The 18,150-nt window shown below is 68.7% G+C and carries 22 protein-coding genes; 14 read left to right on the top strand and 8 right to left on the bottom strand.

Features of this window, described 5'->3' with window-relative positions; all coding sequences use genetic code 11:
* The first annotated feature begins 77 nt into the window (after positions 1 to 77).
* Together CV755_RS33345 and CV755_RS33340 are read left to right on the top strand one after the other, a co-directional pair.
* Positions 78 to 566, top strand: coding sequence for a MarR family transcriptional regulator (locus CV755_RS33345; RefSeq protein WP_109284629.1), 489 nt, complete (start codon positions 78 to 80; stop codon positions 564 to 566).
* Between the two features lie 349 nt (positions 567 to 915).
* On the top strand, positions 916 to 1,428 hold the full coding sequence (locus CV755_RS33340) for a hypothetical protein (RefSeq protein ID WP_109284627.1): 513 nt from the start codon (positions 916 to 918) through the stop codon (positions 1,426 to 1,428).
* A gap of 214 nt (positions 1,429 to 1,642) precedes the next feature.
* On the opposite strand, the gene CV755_RS33335 is transcribed toward CV755_RS33340, so the two are convergent.
* Complete coding sequence (locus CV755_RS33335; protein ID WP_241561551.1) at positions 1,643 to 1,993, bottom strand: helix-turn-helix domain-containing protein; 351 nt, start codon at positions 1,991 to 1,993, stop codon at positions 1,643 to 1,645.
* 464 nt (positions 1,994 to 2,457) lie between these two features.
* Here CV755_RS33335 and CV755_RS33325 point away from each other — a divergent pair, with 464 nt between their 5' ends.
* Both CV755_RS33325 and CV755_RS33320 read left to right on the top strand, forming a co-directional pair.
* Positions 2,458 to 2,964 (top strand): hypothetical protein, encoded by a 507-nt coding sequence (locus CV755_RS33325; RefSeq protein ID WP_153068793.1) that lies wholly within the window; start codon positions 2,458 to 2,460, stop codon positions 2,962 to 2,964.
* Complete coding sequence (locus CV755_RS33320) at positions 2,961 to 3,839, top strand: hypothetical protein (protein WP_109284621.1); 879 nt, start codon at positions 2,961 to 2,963, stop codon at positions 3,837 to 3,839. Before CV755_RS33325 ends, CV755_RS33320 begins: the two co-directional genes overlap by 4 nt.
* 112 nt (positions 3,840 to 3,951) lie before the next feature.
* Here CV755_RS33320 and CV755_RS33315 read toward each other — a convergent pair whose 3' ends face one another.
* Complete coding sequence (locus CV755_RS33315) at positions 3,952 to 4,191, bottom strand: hypothetical protein (RefSeq protein ID WP_153068792.1); 240 nt, start codon at positions 4,189 to 4,191, stop codon at positions 3,952 to 3,954.
* Between the two features lie 354 nt (positions 4,192 to 4,545).
* Positions 4,546 to 5,025, bottom strand: coding sequence for a hypothetical protein (locus tag CV755_RS37320; RefSeq protein WP_161968794.1), 480 nt, complete (start codon positions 5,023 to 5,025; stop codon positions 4,546 to 4,548).
* 59 nt (positions 5,026 to 5,084) lie between these two features.
* On the opposite strand from CV755_RS37320, the gene CV755_RS33305 reads away from it, so the two are divergent.
* Positions 5,085 to 5,414: a hypothetical protein gene (locus CV755_RS33305; protein ID WP_153068791.1), complete on the top strand. Its 330-nt coding sequence runs from the start codon at positions 5,085 to 5,087 to the stop codon at positions 5,412 to 5,414.
* Positions 5,415 to 5,821: 407 nt separating this feature from the next.
* Here the strand turns inward: CV755_RS33305 and CV755_RS34865 are convergent, their stop codons facing one another.
* The 3 genes from CV755_RS34865 to CV755_RS33290 form a co-directional block, all read right to left on the bottom strand.
* Entirely contained in the window at positions 5,822 to 6,187 is a 366-nt protein-coding gene (locus CV755_RS34865; RefSeq protein WP_161968793.1) for a hypothetical protein, read from the bottom strand.
* A 167-nt stretch (positions 6,188 to 6,354) separates the two neighbouring features.
* Positions 6,355 to 7,011: a response regulator gene (locus tag CV755_RS33295; protein ID WP_109284613.1), complete on the bottom strand. Its 657-nt coding sequence runs from the start codon at positions 7,009 to 7,011 to the stop codon at positions 6,355 to 6,357.
* The gene (locus CV755_RS33290) at positions 7,008 to 8,216 is read right to left on the bottom strand and encodes a sensor histidine kinase (RefSeq protein WP_193553532.1); all 1,209 of its coding nucleotides are present in this window, start codon (positions 8,214 to 8,216) and stop codon (positions 7,008 to 7,010) included. The genes CV755_RS33295 and CV755_RS33290 overlap by 4 nt, the downstream gene beginning before the upstream one ends.
* Positions 8,217 to 8,348: 132 nt before the next feature.
* On the opposite strand from CV755_RS33290, the gene CV755_RS33285 reads away from it, so the two are divergent.
* The 7 genes from CV755_RS33285 (at position 8,349) to CV755_RS34855 (ending at position 13,908) form a co-directional block, all read left to right on the top strand.
* Entirely contained in the window at positions 8,349 to 9,260 is a 912-nt protein-coding gene (locus CV755_RS33285; RefSeq protein WP_109284611.1) for an ABC transporter ATP-binding protein, read from the top strand.
* Positions 9,257 to 10,105, top strand: coding sequence for an ABC transporter permease (locus CV755_RS33280; protein ID WP_109284609.1), 849 nt, complete (start codon positions 9,257 to 9,259; stop codon positions 10,103 to 10,105). Before CV755_RS33285 ends, CV755_RS33280 begins: the two co-directional genes overlap by 4 nt.
* A gap of 437 nt (positions 10,106 to 10,542) precedes the next feature.
* Positions 10,543 to 10,752 (top strand): hypothetical protein, encoded by a 210-nt coding sequence (locus CV755_RS36530; RefSeq protein ID WP_241561550.1) that lies wholly within the window; start codon positions 10,543 to 10,545, stop codon positions 10,750 to 10,752.
* Positions 10,753 to 10,885: 133 nt separating this feature from the next.
* Positions 10,886 to 11,281 (top strand): WXG100 family type VII secretion target, encoded by a 396-nt coding sequence (locus tag CV755_RS33270; protein WP_153068790.1) that lies wholly within the window; start codon positions 10,886 to 10,888, stop codon positions 11,279 to 11,281.
* Between the two features lies 1 nt (position 11,282).
* The gene (locus CV755_RS33265) at positions 11,283 to 11,672 is read left to right on the top strand and encodes a hypothetical protein (RefSeq protein WP_109284605.1); all 390 of its coding nucleotides are present in this window, start codon (positions 11,283 to 11,285) and stop codon (positions 11,670 to 11,672) included.
* A gap of 198 nt (positions 11,673 to 11,870) precedes the next feature.
* Entirely contained in the window at positions 11,871 to 13,406 is a 1,536-nt protein-coding gene (locus CV755_RS34860) for a cysteine peptidase family C39 domain-containing protein (protein ID WP_161968792.1), read from the top strand.
* A 13-nt stretch (positions 13,407 to 13,419) separates the two neighbouring features.
* Positions 13,420 to 13,908 (top strand): protease inhibitor I42 family protein, encoded by a 489-nt coding sequence (locus CV755_RS34855; protein WP_161968791.1) that lies wholly within the window; start codon positions 13,420 to 13,422, stop codon positions 13,906 to 13,908.
* A gap of 133 nt (positions 13,909 to 14,041) precedes the next feature.
* Here CV755_RS34855 and CV755_RS36845 read toward each other — a convergent pair whose 3' ends face one another.
* On the bottom strand, positions 14,042 to 14,740 hold the full coding sequence (locus CV755_RS36845) for an HNH endonuclease family protein (protein ID WP_422070632.1): 699 nt from the start codon (positions 14,738 to 14,740) through the stop codon (positions 14,042 to 14,044).
* 426 nt (positions 14,741 to 15,166) lie between these two features.
* On the opposite strand from CV755_RS36845, the gene CV755_RS33250 reads away from it, so the two are divergent.
* Together CV755_RS33250 and CV755_RS33240 are read left to right on the top strand one after the other, a co-directional pair.
* Positions 15,167 to 15,766: a hypothetical protein gene (locus CV755_RS33250; protein ID WP_153068789.1), complete on the top strand. Its 600-nt coding sequence runs from the start codon at positions 15,167 to 15,169 to the stop codon at positions 15,764 to 15,766.
* A gap of 352 nt (positions 15,767 to 16,118) precedes the next feature.
* Entirely contained in the window at positions 16,119 to 16,811 is a 693-nt protein-coding gene (locus CV755_RS33240; RefSeq protein WP_153068788.1) for an integrase core domain-containing protein, read from the top strand.
* Between the two features lie 100 nt (positions 16,812 to 16,911).
* On the opposite strand, the gene CV755_RS33235 is transcribed toward CV755_RS33240, so the two are convergent.
* Positions 16,912 to 18,093: a class I SAM-dependent methyltransferase gene (locus tag CV755_RS33235; RefSeq protein ID WP_241561549.1), complete on the bottom strand. Its 1,182-nt coding sequence runs from the start codon at positions 18,091 to 18,093 to the stop codon at positions 16,912 to 16,914.
* Between the last annotated feature and the right edge of the window lie 57 nt (positions 18,094 to 18,150).

Raw genomic sequence — 18,150 nt, 5'->3', positions numbered from 1 at the left:
CCTCCTCTGAAATGCGCGGCGTTGTGCCTCCGCGGGTAGGATGCTTCGTAGGGCAAATATTCCGAGAGGCAGAACGTATGAGTTTCATAGAATCACACCTCGGCGACGCGCGCCAGCGCCGTCGGCTGATCACCGGCATCCGGGAGTCGCTGCGGGAGTTGGGCCTCCATCTGTCACTCCTGAACCGCCAGGTCAGCAGCCGGTTGGAGCTCAAGGACATCGACGTCGACTGCCTGGACCTGATCGACCGGCACGGCCCGATCAGCCCGAGCGCCCTGGCGCGCTCGGCCGGCCTGCACCCCGCCACCCTGACCGGCATCCTGGACCGGCTCGAACGCGGCGGCTGGGTCGCCCGCGAACGCGATCCCTCCGACCGCCGCGCCGTCCTCGTGCAGGCACTGCGCACGAGGAACTCCGAGCTGTACGGGCTCTACGCGGGGATGAGCACATCGATGAACCAGATCTGCGACGGTTACTCGGACGCCGAACTGCAGGTGATCGCGGACTTCTTGACCCGCTCCGCCCAGGCGGGCCGGGCCGCGGCGGACGATCTCACCTCGGGCTGAACCACGGCGGAATCCTTACGCAACGCAAACGCCGGGTCGCCATTGACGCGGCAGAAGTTGACCACGACAGCTTCGCAGGCAGTCCAAGCAAAGGGAGGTGTCGGGAGAACCACCGACTGAGATCCCAAGACCGCTGTGGCTCACAGCAGGTCCGCGCCCGGGCCGTTGCTGTTGTGGCCGATCTCCCGCTGTCCACTCAAGGGCGGTAACGACTCTTGGTCCGGCAGTAGTTGTCGTTTGGGATCATTAGCGATCACCGTCTGCGATCTTGGTCGTGGCCCCCTTAGGTTTGCCTGGGGCTTCGACTGCCGTGGAAGCCTGCCTTCGGCTGCGGGTGACTTCAGGCGGTATGACGTCGCTGTTCGAGCGTTTGGACACGGAAGAAGCCATCGTGCGTGGGGAGTTGTCTGTCCTGCGCGAGAAGATCATGGTGGCGGAGGAACGGCTGGCCCACCTGACGATCACGCGGGAGATATTGCGGTCGCTGGTGGGCGATGAACCTGTCCGCGAGGATGTCGCAGCGGGACCGGAAGCCGGAACCTCGCCCGATGACACCCTCTTCGCCGCGGCCGATGATGTGGTCACCCAAGAGCCGGTTGCGGGGCCTGGGCCTTTGGGGTGGGAGGTGGCACGGGAACGGATGCTGGTGCTGCTGGCGGGAGCGGGGAGGGCCATGAAGGTGCAGGACATCTCGGCCGCGATCGGTGAGGACACCTCTGTTGCCCGGCGGGTGGAGACCACGCGTTCCCGGCTGAAGCGGCTGGTGAAGGAGGGCAAGGTGGTCGAGGGCCCGACGGCGTGGTTCGCGATCGCACCCGCCGACGAAACCGGTGGAGGGGGAATGAGGGCCGCCGTGGGCTGATGAGACGTCCGCCAGTTGGCCTTCACGCCGGGTCTGGCGGCGAAGAGGCTGGCACCGCCGAGATGAGAGCTCGGCGGTGCCGGTTGCTTGAGTCCCCTGGGAAGGCGGCTCTCGCCTGCCCTGACAGTAGTGGAGATCATCTCGCTGGTGGGTGCGGAGCCGCGAAATCGTCATGCCCGGTCGCAGTCGTGCGATTCCGGGTGCGAATCGAGGCTCATTGTTTGCTCTTCCGGACGCTTACGGGCCCAGTCGGCCACAGGTGAACTCCGGTAAAGGCGGTCAGGCGGGCGATAGTTGCCACGTCGGGCCAGGATTTACCGGCCAGCAGATCGGCGATGGCCTGACGGTTGACCCCGGATCCGGCCGCTGCCGCCCGCAGGCTCAGTCCTCGGTCGTCCATCGCGCGGGCCAGGTGGCGGGCGATCTGGCGGACGGCCTCGGCTCCCGCATCCGGGCTGGCCACGTCGGGCCAGGCTTCCGGATCGTGGGTCATCTGCCGCGGGGGGCGTGCGCGGGCGCGTCCGCCGACCATGCGCGCACCATCCTTTCCGTTGAGGTTGATCAATCCGCAGACGGCTGTTTGTCCAGCCGGTATTCGTGGACCGTGGTCCTTGATCCCGGCACGTCCGCGAAGATCAGCCGTTACCGGCCGCGTCAGGCCCCGCCCGTCTGGGAGGAGGTCGCGCCGCTGGTGAGAGCGGTGGTGACGGCCACGGTGAACGCTGTTCCTTACGACGTGGAACGGCTTTTGCACGTCACCGCGTCCCTGGCCGTCTGGGCCGCGGAGGCCGGGCATCCCATGGATCCGGATGCGTGGCTGCGCAACGAGGTCATCGACGCCTACGTCCTGTCCAGGGCGGCCGGCCTGGAGCCGGCATCGATGCGGACCTACCGGATCTGGCTTCTGCGGGTGCGCGATGCGCTGGCGTGGAGTGAGCGCGGGGAAACCGCGCCCGCCCGCCTGCACGCCGACACCAACCCCACCCGCCTTACGGCCAAGCCGAGTTGGCGGGTCTGCGGCATTGGGCTGTGCATCTTCGCGGGCAGCAGCGTTCGGACGCTCTGGCCTTGCTGGGGCTGGGGGCGGGGTGCGGTCTGCAGCCGAAGGAGATCGCATCCAGCCTCGGCTGCGATTTGCGGCGCCGCGGTGAACAGGACGGGCCTTTGGTGCACACCGGGGTCATCCGCGAGCATCCTCTGGCCGTTCATGCCGGATGGGAGGAGACCCTGGAGGAACTGGCCTGTCAGGCCGGCAGCGGGTACTTGTTCCGGCCCCGTCGCACGGTCGAGTACGCCAAGAACCTCATCGGCTCCTGGTCCCTTCTGCACCGCCCGCCGGACGGTCTGCCAAAGGTCTCGGCAGGGCGCCTGCGGGCGACATGGATCGTGCGGCTGATGGCCACCGGGCTCGGCCACGACCTCATCGCCAAGGCCGCAGGGCTTGCCTCGGCCGCTTCCCTGGCCCGCTATCAGCATCATGTGCCGCCTCTCGATGACGACACCGCGGCCCGGCTTCTGCGAGGCTCCAGGCCGTGACCGTCCCCCGCTCCTGGCGGGACAGCAAGAAGATCAGGCACTGCCGGCCACGTCCGGCGACCAACGCACCAGCCCGGATACCCGACTCCAAAGTCGGCCAGCTCGATGCGCTGCTGCACAACAGCGGCGTCCTTGGCCTCATCGATGCCGAGCTGGCCAGCCGCCCCGGCCCGGGCGGGCTGCCGGTGCGGACGGTGCTGGTGGGCCTGCTGCTGTCCCTGCACTACCACCACAGCGCCACCCTGGCCGATGCCTGCCGAGTCCTGCTCGACGAGCTCACCCCCACCGCCCAGAACTGGCTCGGCGTCAGCGACGCAGACAGGCACGACCCCCACTTCCGGATCGCGTTCTCCCGACGCGTCTACCGCACCTTCGACAGGCTGACCAGCACTCTCGATCCACGCCGGTGCGACAGGCGCCGCCGCCTGCCACCTGAAGAGGCAGCCGAGCACGCCGCGGCCTGGGAGGACACGGACGCAGAACACACCCGACGCCGGAGCCTGCTGCAGGAGATCAGTGACCACCTGGTCCAGGTCACCGTCCGCCTGGCCCTCAAACGCCGCCTGTTCAAAGGCTGGAAGGGCGACATCGGCGTCGACACCACCGCCATCCCCGCCTGGCACCACCCGCCCAGCACACGGCGCGACCTGGCCTCTGTTGAGGTCACTGCCGGCTGGCATTTCAGCGCGGGCTCCACCGAGGGCGTCTTCGGGCACAGCGCGACCCTTCTCGTCGCCGCCAGCCGCCGCCCCCCGCAGGTCACCCGCGCGAGGGTCAGCGTGTCAGCTCCCATCCCCAACTCGCGCTCGCCTTCGTGTTGGACACCCCGGGCAGGCGCATCGGCCCCAACGCAATCCACGCGCTCAAGGCCCTGACCCCGCTCGGCCTGCCGACCGGCGTGCTGGCCGCCGACCGCGCCTACACCGGCCAGACCACCGCCCACTTCGCCCAGCCCGCACGCCAACTCGGCTACCAGCTCGCCCTCGACTACACCACCCAGGCGACCTTGGCCAGCGCGATAAGTTCCGGCAGGAGTTCCGCTACCTCAGCGGGCCTTGGCAGGACGTCTACAAGCCGATCCGGGCCAACAACGAGGGACTCAACGGGCGCGCGAAGAGCCACCGCATCAACCTCACCGACGCCAGCAAGCGCCTCGCGCACGGCCGCGTCGCCCAGACCATCCTCGTCGCCCTGATGATCTGCACCGTCAACCTGCAGATCCTCCACGACTGGCACCTCACTACCGGCACCCCGCCGCACTCCACCGACGACAGCCCAAGCCCGGACAACCACCGCATCACACTGGCCCAGCCGACGAATAGCGGTATTCCTCCGCCGCGTTGAACACCACAACAAAGAATTCCTGAAGAACGCCCCATGCCGCCGCTGCCCGCGTCCCGGCCAGCGGATATCCCGGCATGCCCTCCGCACCCGGAACCACCCCCGAACCCGCACCACCGGCCAGCCGAGCACCCGCCCCCAGAGCCACCGAGTTCGCAAACCACCTCGAACAAACCCCGGAAACGCCAAGATCCCGCCCGATCAATCAGATCGGACGGGATCTCGTCAAGTGCCCCCGAGCTAACTCGAGAACAGTCGCCGGGGGCGGGCGGCGGCTTCAAGGGATGGGGCCCTCTGTTCCGCCACCCTCACCGCGTAGGACGGCGCGCTGCTGGGGAGCAACAGGGCGGCGGGGGAGAGCCGGGCCGGGAGGGAACACGACATGGGTGCGGTGCTGTTGGTGGTCGTCTTGCCATGACGGCCGGGGCCGTCGTCGTCGCGGGTCTGGGGAAGGCCGGGCGGCGCGAGTCCGGAGCGGAGAAGACCCGTCTGGCCGAACGGGCGCGCCTCGCCGCGCCAGTCGATGGACGCGACCTGGAAGATGGACGGCCGCCAGTTCGAGGAGTTGGTACGAAGTTGTGCCGCCGCGACGGCTGTACGGACGTCAAGAGGGTGGGCGGCGCCTGCGACCTGGGCGCGGATGTCACCGGCATGCTGTCCGACGGCAGGCGCCTGGTCGTCCAGTGCAAGCGCGCCGATGTTGCCGGTCCGGCTCCACATCCCTGAGTTGAGTAGTTGCACTCATGCCCGCCCGGTCGCTCGCGCTGCACGCTGGTCCCATGCAGAACAGCTCAGCAGTTCAGCGGCACCGGCCGTTGATAGCCATCCTCGCCGCCATGCTCTGGTTGGCCAGCTCCGCCTCCGTTGCCCTCCTCACCCTGATGTTCTGGATGCTGGCCGTCTTCGCTGCTGCGGCGGGTGTGCCGGGACTGGTCTACCTACTGGTCCCGCCCATCACTGTCGCCGTGGGTTCGGCAGTGATCTTCGGGATCTCGCGGCTGCCAGCGGTTCGCCGTATGGAGGACGATGCCCGTGTGCTCATGCTGGCCGCTCTGACCACGACGGTCCCGCTGTCCCTTTTCGTCCTGGGGCAGTACGGTCTCAGCTGAGGGGGCCTTGCGTGCGGGACCGTCGCCCAGGAGCGACCGCGGTGTCTCCCGAATCCGTGCTGGTGCTACTGGGTGGCGCGGAGCTGTCGTTCGAGCCGGGCGATGCAGGGCCGGGCGGGAGAGTGGCACGTTCGTCGCGGATTTCGCGGACACCGCGGTGACGGTCCGCAACCGGGCGGCGGGGGAGGAGGAGTGGGCCCTGGTGCTGTTGTCCGACGCCTGCCAGATCGCCGGGTGCACCGCGAACATCATCGTTTCCCGGGACCTGGCATACGCGGCCGTGGGGCACGCGAAGGTGGTCACGGAGTCCTCGGGATCACTGGGCCTGGCGCGACAGCAGGAAGCAGCAGAGCGGTGCCCCGCCGACAGCGGTCGGTGGGGCACTGTGAGGAAGGGGACGCAGCCGACTACGCGTGGTCCCGTTCGGCGATCTCCCGCACTGAATGGTGCAGGGCCGTCAGGCCGTCGTCCGGGCTGCCCTGGATCAGGACGCCGGAGTGCTCGACGCGCAGCCAGGTGTCGCCCGGGACGAACGGCTCGCACGCGGTCACCGGGAAGCCCCCGCCGGCCAGTTCCGCGAGGAAGCGGGTGAACTCCGGGACCGTGACCTCGGCCAGCCGGTCCCGCTCCGGGAGGGAAACGGTCGGGCTGTCCGGCTCGACCGCGATGTGCCAGAGGCGGCCGCGGGCGGAGAAGCCGACCGGCGGACACGGCGAAGGGGTGGTCGAGCGATTACCCGCTCGGCCACCCCTTCGGGCTGCTTGCGCCACCACCAGCTGCGATCATTACCGACTGCGGCTTCCGCTGGCTCACCAGCAGACGTCCGTGGGATGCGAGCTGTGATGGCTTGTCTCTCGGCTGGTGCGGACGGCTTGGGTCGGTATAGGCACCTGTCGGAGTGATACAAGGGCGCGGGCCCCGGTCGGCAGCATCGCGTTGATCAGGGATGCACTGACACCAGACCCGTCTCGTAGGCGGTGATGACGAGTTGGGCGCGGTCGCGGGCGTTGAGCTTGGCGAGCAGGCGGGTCATGTGCGTCTTGACGGTGGCCATGCTGATGGTGAGTTGGGCGGCGATTTCGGTGTTGGAGAGGCCACGCCCGACGAGGGCCAGTACCTCGCGTTCGCGTTCGGTGATGCCGTCGAGCGACTGGCGCGCGGCGGGCGGCTCGGCGCGGCACGTGTGATGCGCGATCAGGCGGCGGGTGACGCTCGGTGCGATCAGGGCGTCGCTGGCGGCGACGACGCGGATCGCCGCGAGGATGTCCTCCAGTGCCATGTCCTTGACGAGGAAGCCTGAGGCGCCGGCGCGAAGTGCGGCGTAGACGTACTCGTCGTCGTCGAAGGTGGTCAGGACGACGATGCGTGCTGTAGTGGGGCCTGAGGTGATCTGGCGGGTGGCTTCGATGCCGTCCGTGCCGGGCATGCGGATGTCCATCACCACGACGTCGGGCTGGGCGGTTTCGCAGAGTCGGACCGCCTCGGCGCCGTTGCCGGCCTCTCCCACGACCTCGATGTCCGGATTGGTGGCGGTGGCCATCCGCAGGGCGGCACGCACCAGCGGTTGATCGTCGGCGAGGACGATGCGCAGGGTCATCGGATCCCTGTCGGCAGGGGAAGGCAGGCAGTCACGCGGAAGCCTCCTTCGGGGCGGGGCGCGGCGGAGAACTCGCCGTGCAGCAGGGCTACTCGTTCGCGCATTCCGATCAGACCGTAACCGGTGCCCGCAGCGGCGGCGCATCCGCGCCCGTCGTCGAGAACCTCGACGGACAGCTCTTCGGGGCGCTGGTCGATGGACACCTGGCACGAGCCGGCACCGGCATGGCGGACCACGTTGGTGATCGACTCCTGGACGATCCGGAAGGCCGAGAGGTCGATCTCCGGAGGGAGTGGTCGCCGCTCGCCCAGCCACCGCACTTCTACCTGGACACCGGCCGCGGCCGTCGCCGCGGCCAGCCGTTCGACATCCGCCAGGCCTGGTGCCGGACCCAGCGGCGCGGATCCGGAGGCATCATCGGGTTCGGCCTGACGCAGCGCGCCGAGCATGCGGCGCAGTCCCGCCAGGGTTTCCCGGCCGGCGGTTTCGACGGCGGTCATCGCCTCGCTCGCGCTCGGCGGATCGATGTTGATCAACATGCGTGCCGCGCCTGCTTGGAGGGCGATGATGCCGATGTTGTGTGCGACCAGGTCGTGCAGCTCGCGCGCGATCCCCAGCCGCTCGGCGGTGACGGCTTGAGCCGCGGTCTGGGCACGTGATGTGCGGGTGTGGTCGCGGGCCTGGCGTACCGTGTTGCCGATCAGCCAGGCGACCGCGACGGACAGGGCGTCGGCCAGTTCTGCCGTGGCGCTGACCGACTCTGCCAGCAGCAGTCGCACGCTCGGGTAGCCGACCAGCGCGCCGAGTGCCGTGGCTGCCGCAGCGAGCGAGGTCCCATGAGGACGGGCGGCGGCGAGGAAGCCCAGCGCCACGTCGGCCGCGAGGAACAGCAGCAGCGGGATCTGCTCCATGTTCAGCGCCATCGAGGCGGCGAACGCGCCGCCGAGCAGCAGGGCGAAGGCCGGCAGCGGCCTGCGGTGCAGCAGGGTGCTGCCGGCCAGCGTCACGGCGGTGGCCGCCGCCAGGGTCAGCCAGCCCGAGATCGAGGGGCTGGTGCCCGCCTGGGGGTAGTCGATCGGTCGGGACCGGCCCGGGAACGTGGCGTACACAGCCAGCACGTACACCATCGCCGCGCACCAGGTCAGCCCCGTGAAGACACCCGGCGGCACACGTGTGAGCAGGGACAGGCCCCGCGATTCGGACATGCGCCCGATCGTAGCCACGCCTCTCCGTAAGGGCGTCAGACCACGGTCCTACGACGCCGGCTTGACCGGCGGCCACAAGAGCGGACACCGGTCCGACGCCGAAGGCGGGCCGTCCCCGGCACCGTTGGCCCCGTGATCGAAGTAAACGAACTGACGAAGCGCTACGGCAGCACCACGGCCGTCAACGCCCTCACCTTCACCGTGCGGCCGGGACACGTCACCGGCTTCCTCGGCCCCAACGGAGCGGGCAAGAGCACCACCCTGCGCATGATCCTCGGGCTGAACCGGCCGACGAGCGGCACCGCCACGGTCAGCGGGCGCCAGTTTCGCGACCATCCGCGCGGGCTGCGCCATGTCGGTGCCCTGCTCGACGCCACAGCCGTTCACGGCGGGCGCAGCGCGTACGCCCACCTGTGGGCCCTGGCCCGCAGCAATCGCATCCCTCGCCACCAGGTGGACGAAGTGCTGCAGGAGGTCGGACTGGCCAACGCGGCGCGTCGGCGGATCGGCGGGTACTCGCTCGGGATGAAGCAGCGGCTCGGCATCGCCACCGCCCTGCTCGGCGACCCGCCGGTGCTGCTCTTCGACGAGCCGCTCAACGGCCTCGACCCCGAGGGCGTGCTCTGGGTACGTGGCCTGTTCCGCCGCCTGGCCGCCGAAGGCCGCACGGTCCTGGTCTCCAGCCACCTGATGAGCGAGATGGAGAACACCGCCGACCAGTTGATCGTGATCGGCCGGGGCGAACTGATCGCCGCCGAGAGCCTGACCGAGTTCGCCGCCCGCGGCACCGGCGCGAGCGTGACGGTACGGACGCACGAACCCGACGCCCTGGCAGCACTGGTCACCGCGCACGACGCCCTGGTGCGCCCGGACGGTGAGGGAACGCTCAACGTCGCCGGCCTGAACGCGGCCCGGATCGGCGAACTCGCCTTCCAACACGGCATCCCGCTGAGTGAGCTGACCACACGGAGCGCCTCCCTGGAGCAGGCGTTCATGGACCTGACCGCCGATCACGTCGAATACCGCGCCGGAGAATCCCGATGACCACACCCACGACGACCGTCCGAGCCACCGCGCCCGAGCCCCGCCCACAATTCCGCGACCTGCTCGCCGCCGAATGGGTCAAACTGTGGTCGCTGCGCTCGATCCGGTGGACCTTCGCCCTTAGCGCGGCAGCCCTCATCCTGTTCACCACTAACGGGGTGCTCGCCGACTACCGCAACTGGCCCAGCAATTCGCCCCAGCTGCGGGCAAGCTATCCGGCGGCGGGTTATGAGGACATCTTCGTCCCCGGCGCGGCGATGGTCCTCATGCTCGTCACCGGCAGCATCGGCGCGATCACCGTCGTCGGCGAGTACGCCAGCGGCCTGGCTCGCACGACCTTCACGGCTGTCCCCGCCCGAGGTTCCCTGATGGCCGCCAAGGCGCTGGTCGTGGCCGCCGCCACCTTCGCCTACGGCGCGCTGGTCGCCGCGGCCTCGTTCACCGTCGCGCAGGCCGTTCTGTCCGGCCGGCACATCAACCTGTCGATCGGCCACCCCGGCGCACTGCGCGCCGTCCTGGCCTCCGCCCTGCTCGCACCGGTGTGTGCGCTGATCGGCATGAGCATCGGCGCCATCCTGCGGCACACGGCAACCACCATGGTGACCACGGCAGCCCTGCTCCTACTGGTCCCCGAGTTCTTCGACGAGCGGCACCACTGGACAGCCGCCATCGCGCACACCATGCCCTACCTGGCCTGGCAGCGCCTGTGGCGGCTCGACGAACTCGGCTTCCCCCCGGGCATCCACTACCCGTCGACGGCCACCGAGGCATGGATCGCACTCGCCGCCTGGCCCCTGGTCGCGGTCCCCGTCGCCACGCTCGTCGTACGCCGCCGCGACATGTGAGAGGAACTCGCGTAGGGACGCCTGTCGTCGTCAGCCTCCGGGCTGGTGCACCAGGTCGGCTGGTGGGACCGGGTGTTCAGCCTGGTCATCAGCTCGCGGTTGGCCGCCCGTGCGGCTTCGAGCTCCTCAAGCTGCTGCTCCAGGGCCGTGATGCGGCGGTGTAGTTGTTCGATGTCTGCGGGGCTCCGACTCCGGTTTCGTGCCAGACCTGCTCGCCGAGCAACTCGGCGAGCTTGTGCTCCAGTGTCGGATCTGGGCCGCCTGCCGTCCGGCCCGGTCGTTGGCGCAGGCCATCGAGCAGGGCGACAAGGAGGAAAAGAAGCTCAACTTGCTGCTGTGCGGCCGCTGGCCGATGCGATCCGCGACCGTGCCCTGCTGCCCAGTGGTTCGTGACCGTGCTCGGTCCTGTGCCGTCGGCCCACAGGACGCAGGAGCGGATGGACTTCGCCACCCAGGTCCTGGCCTACCGGAACACCTACGAGATCACCGACCAGGTGATTGCGCTCGGAGCAGAGCCCGACGAGTACGTGCCCCGCCGCACCTCCTGGCACCGCGAGCTCAACAAGGAACCGCGCCGCTGGCAACCGTGTTCCGCGAAGCCGTGTGGTGTCAGCAGTGGGCATCGCACCGTTGGGTCTCGATCATGATCGTGGGCGCCGGACGATGAGCGGTGGGAACACCGCGACGAAGTCTTCGGGTGTGACGCCCCTGGGCCGGGTGATCTTGCGTGGTTTCCTTGACTACGCTGCCTCTTTGGCGTGAACGGGTCACGCTGTTTGTGTGAAGGGGAAGTTCGATATGGACGGGGGCGGCGGCGCGGTGCCGGGCCTGAAGGTGGACCACGGTGGGGTGCGCGATCAGGGTGACCGGCTGCACCAGGCGGCTGAGGACCTGGCGGGCGTCAACAAGGCCCTCGGGGGCGGTCACGGCGGCGGGCCATTGGATGTGGTCGGCATGCTCGAGGGGGCGGTGGCCTTCAGCCAGTTCGGGGAGTACGCGGGTGGGGCGTTCCATGCCTTCGCGCAGGCGTGGAACGCCGAGTGTGCCGCTTTGGAGGGCGCGTTGCGTGAGCTGCAGGGCGGGCTGAGTGTCAGCAACCGTAGTTACCGGCACACCGACGGCAAGATCAAGGGCGATCTGGAGACCGTGTCCTACACCCAGCGGGGACAATCCTGAGGTGACCCATCAGAACCTGTCCGACGCCGAACTCATCGCCCTCGATGTGCCGCTGATGATCCGTTACGGGGTGCTTTTCGGCGGCGCGCACCGCACCGCACTGTTCGGCGACGGGGCCGTCGCCGCCGCCCTGGCCGCCGAGCGGGAAGGGGTCCTGCCCCGCTCCTTGCGGTATCTCGGCGAGGTGGTGCGCCGTGCGGGCCTGCGAACGGCGTCGGGCCTTCCGGAGCCGCTTCCGGGGCGTGGAGCATCGGTGATGGCCCAGGAGTGGCTGGCCACTGCCGCCTCGGTGGCCAAGGGCATCGATGACGACGAGACCATGGCCCGCTGGCTGGAGGCCGTCGCTACGGTGCTCGTCTTGCGGGCTTCGGAGTTCGGCCGGCGCTCCTAGCCCCAGGCAGAGCGGCCATGAGCCCGCCCTCATACGTGCTGTCCATGCCGATCTTTGCGGTCCTGGCCCTCCGGTAGGCTCTCTTTCCGGCGTGGACCTGTCACACCGCAGGTTTTCTCCGGGGGAGTGCATGGCGTCGGGCGCCGGCATAGGCGATCCCCTACGGCTGGACAGTTGGGTGGGGGAGCGCGGGAGAGCATGACGAAGAGCCCTGTGCGGGAACTGGCGGAACTGCACGAGCATGTAGCGAAACTTTCCGGCTGGAACCTGCTGGAGATTCAGCTTGAGCTGGCCAACGCCATTGCCAAGGCGAAGGGGCACAAGCCCCCGCTGGGCGACCCTGAGCACATCGAGACCGTCTCCGGGAATTACCGGCAGGCCGCCGTTACCGTCGATACCGTCTCCGTCAACGTCGGCGGCATCGCCCGGGTGGGCCTGCCGGGTTCATGGACCGGGCACGCGGGGGAAAGCGCCGCCGAGGCGGTAGGTGCTGCGGCACGCGATGCGGAGCGTATGGCCAAGACGTTCGATGAGGTGGCCCCCGTGCTGTTCCACCTCGCCGACGGCATCCGACAGGCCCAGGCCCAGCACACCAATGGCCAACTGGCTTTGGACAGTGCCCTGTCCCTCCTCGCCGAGCACTCCGACCCCAGCGCGGACAACCTGGTGCGCGTGCGCAGCATCGCCCTCGACGGCATCGGCCAGCTCCTGCAAGCCGCCACCTGCGCGGAAGATGCCGGCCAGCGCGCCGAAAAGACGCTCCACAAAATGGCCTCCGAAGCCCGCGCGGGAAAGGTCGGCGGACGCGGACTGACCGACACCGACCGGCTGGTGCTCGCTGACGCCGCCAATCCCTCAGGGCCGCGCGACCTCAACGACATCCTCTCCGCCAGCGACCTTCAGCGCTCCTCCCAGTTCCGCGACCGGCTCAACGACGCCGACCGTGAGGAATTCGACCATCTGCTGGCCCAGGCCCAGTCCCCCGAGGAACGGGCGTACCTGATGAAGGCACTGTCCGCCGGCCACGACATGGCCGACATCCGCCCCTACGCCCGGGCCATCCGCGGCCATAACCCTTACTGGCTGGCCCAGCACCTCTCACCGCTTCACACCGACAGCACCACCCTCGGCGTCAACACACCCGCCGACTTCTCCGGCGCGCCCTGGAAGCAGGATGACCAAGAGGGCACGTGTGTGGCCTCTTCCACCATCACGGCCCGTGCCATGGCCGACCCGCTGTACGCGCTGCGGCTCACCACGGGCGGACGCCCAGGAGACCCGAACAGCGACAGCCCGGAGGCATTTCGCAAGCGCCTGCTGGACGAGCAGCACCGGGTACATGAAGAAGGCCATGGAGGCGAACTTCCCGAAGGAAGCATGGACGGCAAGGGCGAGGACGCGATCCTGCGCAAAGAGGTTTCGCCGTACTCCGACAGCAACTATCGGACGTTCTCACCGTCCAGTGCACAGGACCGCCATGATGCCCTGCCGGACATCGAAGCCGCGGTGGACGAGGGCAGGCCAGTCCCGGTCAATGTGCAGGGCCATGACGAGAAAGGGAAGTGGATCGGCCACGCGATGCTCATCGTGGCGCATGACGGGGACAAGCTGCAGATCTACAACCCCTGGGGTCACACCGTCTGGGTCTCCGAAGACGACTTCATCAACAATCACTTGGACAAGGCATCGGACGCACGGCTGCCCGAAGCCTACGAATACCGACTGCCACAGTGAGCTGAACGCCCCCATGCGATCCGTACCCACCCCATTCCGGCTCCTTGTTTGCGCGACCGTACTGCTGGCACTGACCAGCTGCGACAGTGACGGCGGCACCTCGGTGAAGAGCCAGTTGCTCGGTACCGTCCACCGCGACCGGCTCTTCACCAACGATCCCGACCACCCGGCGCCCCAAAACCGCACCGAAGGGCCCATCGTTCTCGAGCACGGCAAGCGCTTCTCCATCGCCATGCTCGAGAACGCCTCAGCCCGCCTGGAGTGGAGTGCCTCCGATCCCCAACCTGCTGGATACCTCAAAGCGGTGGGGACCAGTACCGAGGACACCTCGGGGAACAAGCACGCCGTAGGCGGAGGCTACACCCTGTACTTCACCTTCCAGGGCGCCAAGCCCGGCACTGCCCGTATCGTCTTCACCAACTACTGCGGCACGCACAAGAACACCGGCTGCTACTCGCCCACCCTCCAGAACACGGTCACCTACCGCGTCACCGTGCGCTGATCCTCGGCGAAGAAACCCGGCCGCCATGCCGCACCCGTAGGAACTGGCGCGGCACCTGCTCGGCGTCAACCAAGCCCCCAGGGACGAGCGCCACCAAGGAGGCCGTCTCAGCTGACCGGCTTGAGCGGTCGACTTACCCCGGCGCAGTGGCTGCTTGGCCGACGCGGACACGGTCCAGCACCGTGGCGTGCAGGTCGGACAGCCCGCCCGCAGGCATGGGGGAGGGGCTGCCGGTCATCACATAGCGCTCCTCGGCACCGGTGTACTCCACGGTGATGTCGGCGCGGCCGTCGGGGCGGGTGGTTGTGGTCACGGTGAGGTCGCCGGTGATCACACCGACCTCGTCAGTCATCACCCCGCCCGGCCCCGCCGTCACCTGGCTGGCAAGCTGGGGGAGCTCGTTCATGGGTGGCAGGCGTGGAGGACGGTGGTGACAGTAGTCGTGGTTCTTCGGCATCCACTGGTCCGGCGACTGGTCGCCCTTGGCCCTGTTGGAGGCGGCTGAGACCGCCAGAAGCTGTGGCTGGTTCAGGTCGTTGGCGAAGGCTTTGCGAGTGGCAGTGGTCCACTGGTCGGCTCCCGAGCGCCAGGCGTTGGCCAGGGGGACAAGATGGTCGATGTCCACCTGCGAGGCTGAGGTGAGCGTCAGGTTGTCGTAGGGCGAGTGCCAGTGGCCGGAGACAGCCCGGCACTTGGCGTCTTGCTTGACGTCCTGCCCGGCCCGGGCGAGCACGGTCTCGCGGGTGTCGCAGGTGCCGTGCTGGATGGCCCAGTGCGGGAATTTGGCCCGGCTGTAGCCGGTCATGGGGCGTGGGGCGGCGACTGGCAGCACCTGCAGTTCCTTCAGAGCCTGGGAGGCGGTGGGTACCCGCGGAGGGCCCGGGCCAGCGAGAGCCGGTGCGGCGTCATACACGGTGTGAGCGGTGGAGGTTGGGGCGGCCGCAGTGATGGTGAGGGTGGCGGCGCAGCATACGGCGGCAGTGGCGGCTGCTCGTTGCCAGGTGAGAGAGAAGAACAGGCCGGGGGCGATACCCGGTGTTCTAGCTGGTGATGGGTGATGTCACCCGGGCGGGGGTCGCGCGTGCCCTGCTGGGGTGTGGTGGCAGGCGCCGGGTTGACGGTGCGGGTCGTCGGCTGGGTGGTACTGAGTACCGGCTGAGTACGCGCACTCACGCGCGCTGACGGGTGGCCGCCGCAGGATCGGCATATGACGCAGCGACACACGGGGTTGGCGTGGCGCCGGATACGCCCGCTCATTATGACCAGCCTGGCCATGGCCGCAGCGGTGAGCCTTACCCTCGTCACGGGCCAGGTCGTTCACCGGTGGTGGGACGGCGAGCCGTACCCGGTGGCAGACCCGGTGGCGGCGGCCCGGCGGCTGGATGCCCGGACGCAGGCCGTGTATGAGGTGCTGGGGCTGCCCCGTGCCGCAGTGGACGGCGGCTGGCCGGGGCGCGAGTTCGAAGCCAGCGGCTACGACTGCCAGCCGCGCGGAATGCGGCATTGGCCGGAGGGGTTGCGGGATTCACCGACGAGCGCGCCGGGCGTGGTGGATGTGCGGGCTGCCTGGGGGCTGAAGGGCGTCACCCGGGCCCAGGCCGAAGGCGCGCTGCAACGGGTGCGGACGGTCATGACGCGCAGGGGCTGGCGAACGGCCGAGTACCGCAACGAGGGAGACAGTCTGTGGCTGAAGCTCAAGCCGGCCGACAGTGAGGACACGGTTGCGCTGGAGTGGTATCCGGCTGGCCTGGAGGTCGCCGCGTCCTCGCCGTGTGCCCGATATCCCTCGGGCACGGAGGTGGATCAGCTCGGTCACCCGGTGCTGCCGCCACAGGAGGCGCCATTGGTGCGGGGGTGAGGAGGTGCGGCGGCCCTGTGCGACGTGCGAATCGGGGCAGAGGGCCGCCATGCCGCGCGTCCTGTCGATGCGGCATCTGTGACCGTACGGCCGCACGCCACACCGGGCAGCTGGGCGGGACCGGCAGGGTGACGTCCGGCTCCTACCTGTACCAGTAGCGGGCGCCCGCCGCGGTGGTGGGGCAGGTGCCGCTGAACCGGGCGCTGCAGGAGCAGGTCTTGTCCTTGCACTGGGCGGTGGCCCCGCGTGGGTGCGGGCTGCCGGCCTCGCGGACACCGGTGGCAAGTGACGTGCAGAGGACGGGACTACGTAACTGGTGCAGGAAGAAGAACGGATCCTATGGGGGGCGGCTGTGACAGGACTCGATCAGCGCAGGATACGCAGGCGGCAATGGCGCGGCGGACGGGCATGCGGGGCGTTGCTCTCGCTGGCCCTGATGGTGTCGACCGGGGCCTGCTCCCACGGACCCGATGACCAGAAACTGCGCTCTCTGTCCACTTCGGATGAGGCCAAGGCCAGGAGCGGCAAGGTCGGGTACACGTACCTGCACTCGGCACTCGACGACTACTCCCGGCTCGCCTACACCGAGGCTCTGGACGACGAGAAAGCCGCCACTGCGGTCGCGGTCTGGCACCGCGCCGTCGCCTTCTTCGCCGCCCACGACATCACCGAGATCCGCCGCTGCCTCACCGACAACGGCTCCTGCTATCGCTCCACGACCTGGGCCAACGCGCTCGCCGCGACCGGAACGAAGCACAAGCGCACCCGGCCCTACACCCCGCGCACGAATGGGAAGGTCGAGCGCTATAACGGGACCCTGGCTCGCCAGTGGGCGTATGTCCGCGACTACACGTCCGAGCACGAACGACGCGTTGCGCTCGCCGAGTTCGTGAACTACTACAACCATGATCGGCCGCACGCCGCGCTCGGCGGCCGACCACCCATCAGCCGGACCGCCGGGAGCGACTACCGGCTCGTCTTCGACCAGGCCCCCGAACCACTCGTGGACATCCCTCAACAGCTCACGTTCGAGGACTTCGTGTAACCAACGTCCCGAAACACCACATCTAGTTGCACAGCGCGGCACGCTCACGAGGCCGTGATCCGGTACTACTCCGGCGGCGAGTGCCTAACGGGCCCGAACGTCACGCCGGGTCGAGTTCGAAGACGACCTCTCCGACGGCGATGTCGATCATGTGTTTCCAGCGCAGTGTCCAGCCCCCCTCTTCGAATACGGACTCCCAGTCCGTCACCGTGGGGATGAAGGTTCCCATCAGGTCATGTGCGAGCTCGAACCCGAGTGTGAAGGTGCGAAGTTCGCGGTCGGGGGTGCCGACGGACCGGGTGGCGTCGCCGAGGATCAAGCGCCGTACCGCGGGGAACAGGGCCCGGATCCTCCGCAGTTGGCGAATGCAGTTTTCCCGTGGCCAGAAGTCGTGTCCCATCATGAAGCAGGTGACGAGCTGGACTTCTGCGAACGAGGGGTGGGCCGCCATTTCCAGAACGTCCGCGTGAAGGAATAAGAGCCGGTCCGAGAGCCCGGCCCGGGCCGCGTCCTCGGTCGCGTCCGCCAGCGCCGGTTCGGCCACGTCGATCCCTATTCCCCGGGCTTCCGGGAACTGCCGCAACACCTGCATGATCCGCTCGCCGCTCCCGCACCCGAGGTCCGCCACCGTGGTGAGCGGGAAGTCCAGGCCGTTGACGGCCCGGTGGAACCACGGGTCGTAGCAGAACTTGCTGATCTCACGGCATGCGCGGGCGATCGCGGCGGAATCCCGCTGGTAAAAGGAGCCGGATCGGTTCTCGTTCCGCATGGCCTCGGGGGCCTCCCGGAACAGACCGCCGCTGCCACGCATCAGCCAGTGGAAGAACGAGCGCGTGCGGTACACCTCGTCGAAGAGTGCCGCGGGTTCGGCGCGTGCGCCGTCCCGCCGCACGATGTCCACCGAGGCGAGGGCACGCAGCAGCCCCACGGTGGAATCGGCGTCGAGATCGCGCCGGTCCGCGTACTCTTCGGCGTCGACGGTCCCCTGGTCACGCAGTTCGTCGAGTAGGCCGATGTCCCAGGCCGCACTGATCGCGGACGCGGCGACCGCCGCATTATAGATATGCGCGACCTGCCGCTCGGACGTCCCGGTCGTCTCGGTTGTCGTACTCACTTTGCCTCCCCGCTGGCTGCCGTGCGCCGGCAGCGGACGTGTCTGTGCGCGGATTAATGGGCAGTCCTTATCGCATTCGTTGCGACAGAAAATGGCGAACGAAAAGGTCGGCGCCGGAGGCAAGTTGAGATGGACGGCGGAACGCGCCGTCTCTCTCCCCTCCGTCACGCATATGACACGTGAATTGAGGGCCAGCCTATTCAGAATCCTTCGAGGCATCCAAGG

This window comes from Streptomyces orinoci (genome assembly GCF_003121295.1).
GTDB lineage: Bacteria > Actinomycetota > Actinomycetes > Streptomycetales > Streptomycetaceae > Streptomyces > Streptomyces orinoci.
The sequence above is the reverse complement of the archived record's forward strand: the minus strand, read 5'-3'. Positions and strand labels throughout refer to the sequence as shown.

What these genes read in the sequence shown, in the direction of transcription:
- CV755_RS33345 (WP_109284629.1), top strand. Translation starts at nt 78, where the DNA reads ATGAGTTTCATAGAATCACACCTCGGCGACGCGCGCCAGCGCCGTCGG.
- CV755_RS33340 (WP_109284627.1), top strand. Translation starts at nt 916, where the DNA reads ATGACGTCGCTGTTCGAGCGTTTGGACACGGAAGAAGCCATCGTGCGT.
- CV755_RS37320 (WP_161968794.1), bottom strand. Translation starts at nt 5,025, where the DNA reads ATGTGGAGCCGGACCGGCAACATCGGCGCGCTTGCACTGGACGACCAG.
- CV755_RS33305 (WP_153068791.1), top strand. Translation starts at nt 5,085, where the DNA reads ATGCAGAACAGCTCAGCAGTTCAGCGGCACCGGCCGTTGATAGCCATC.
- CV755_RS33295 (WP_109284613.1), bottom strand. Translation starts at nt 7,011, where the DNA reads ATGACCCTGCGCATCGTCCTCGCCGACGATCAACCGCTGGTGCGTGCC.
- CV755_RS33290 (WP_193553532.1), bottom strand. Translation starts at nt 8,216, where the DNA reads ATGTCCGAATCGCGGGGCCTGTCCCTGCTCACACGTGTGCCGCCGGGT.
- CV755_RS33280 (WP_109284609.1), top strand. Translation starts at nt 9,257, where the DNA reads ATGACCACACCCACGACGACCGTCCGAGCCACCGCGCCCGAGCCCCGC.
- CV755_RS36530 (WP_241561550.1), top strand. Translation starts at nt 10,543, where the DNA reads ATGGACTTCGCCACCCAGGTCCTGGCCTACCGGAACACCTACGAGATC.
- CV755_RS34860 (WP_161968792.1), top strand. Translation starts at nt 11,871, where the DNA reads ATGACGAAGAGCCCTGTGCGGGAACTGGCGGAACTGCACGAGCATGTA.
- CV755_RS34855 (WP_161968791.1), top strand. Translation starts at nt 13,420, where the DNA reads ATGCGATCCGTACCCACCCCATTCCGGCTCCTTGTTTGCGCGACCGTA.
- CV755_RS33250 (WP_153068789.1), top strand. Translation starts at nt 15,167, where the DNA reads ATGACCAGCCTGGCCATGGCCGCAGCGGTGAGCCTTACCCTCGTCACG.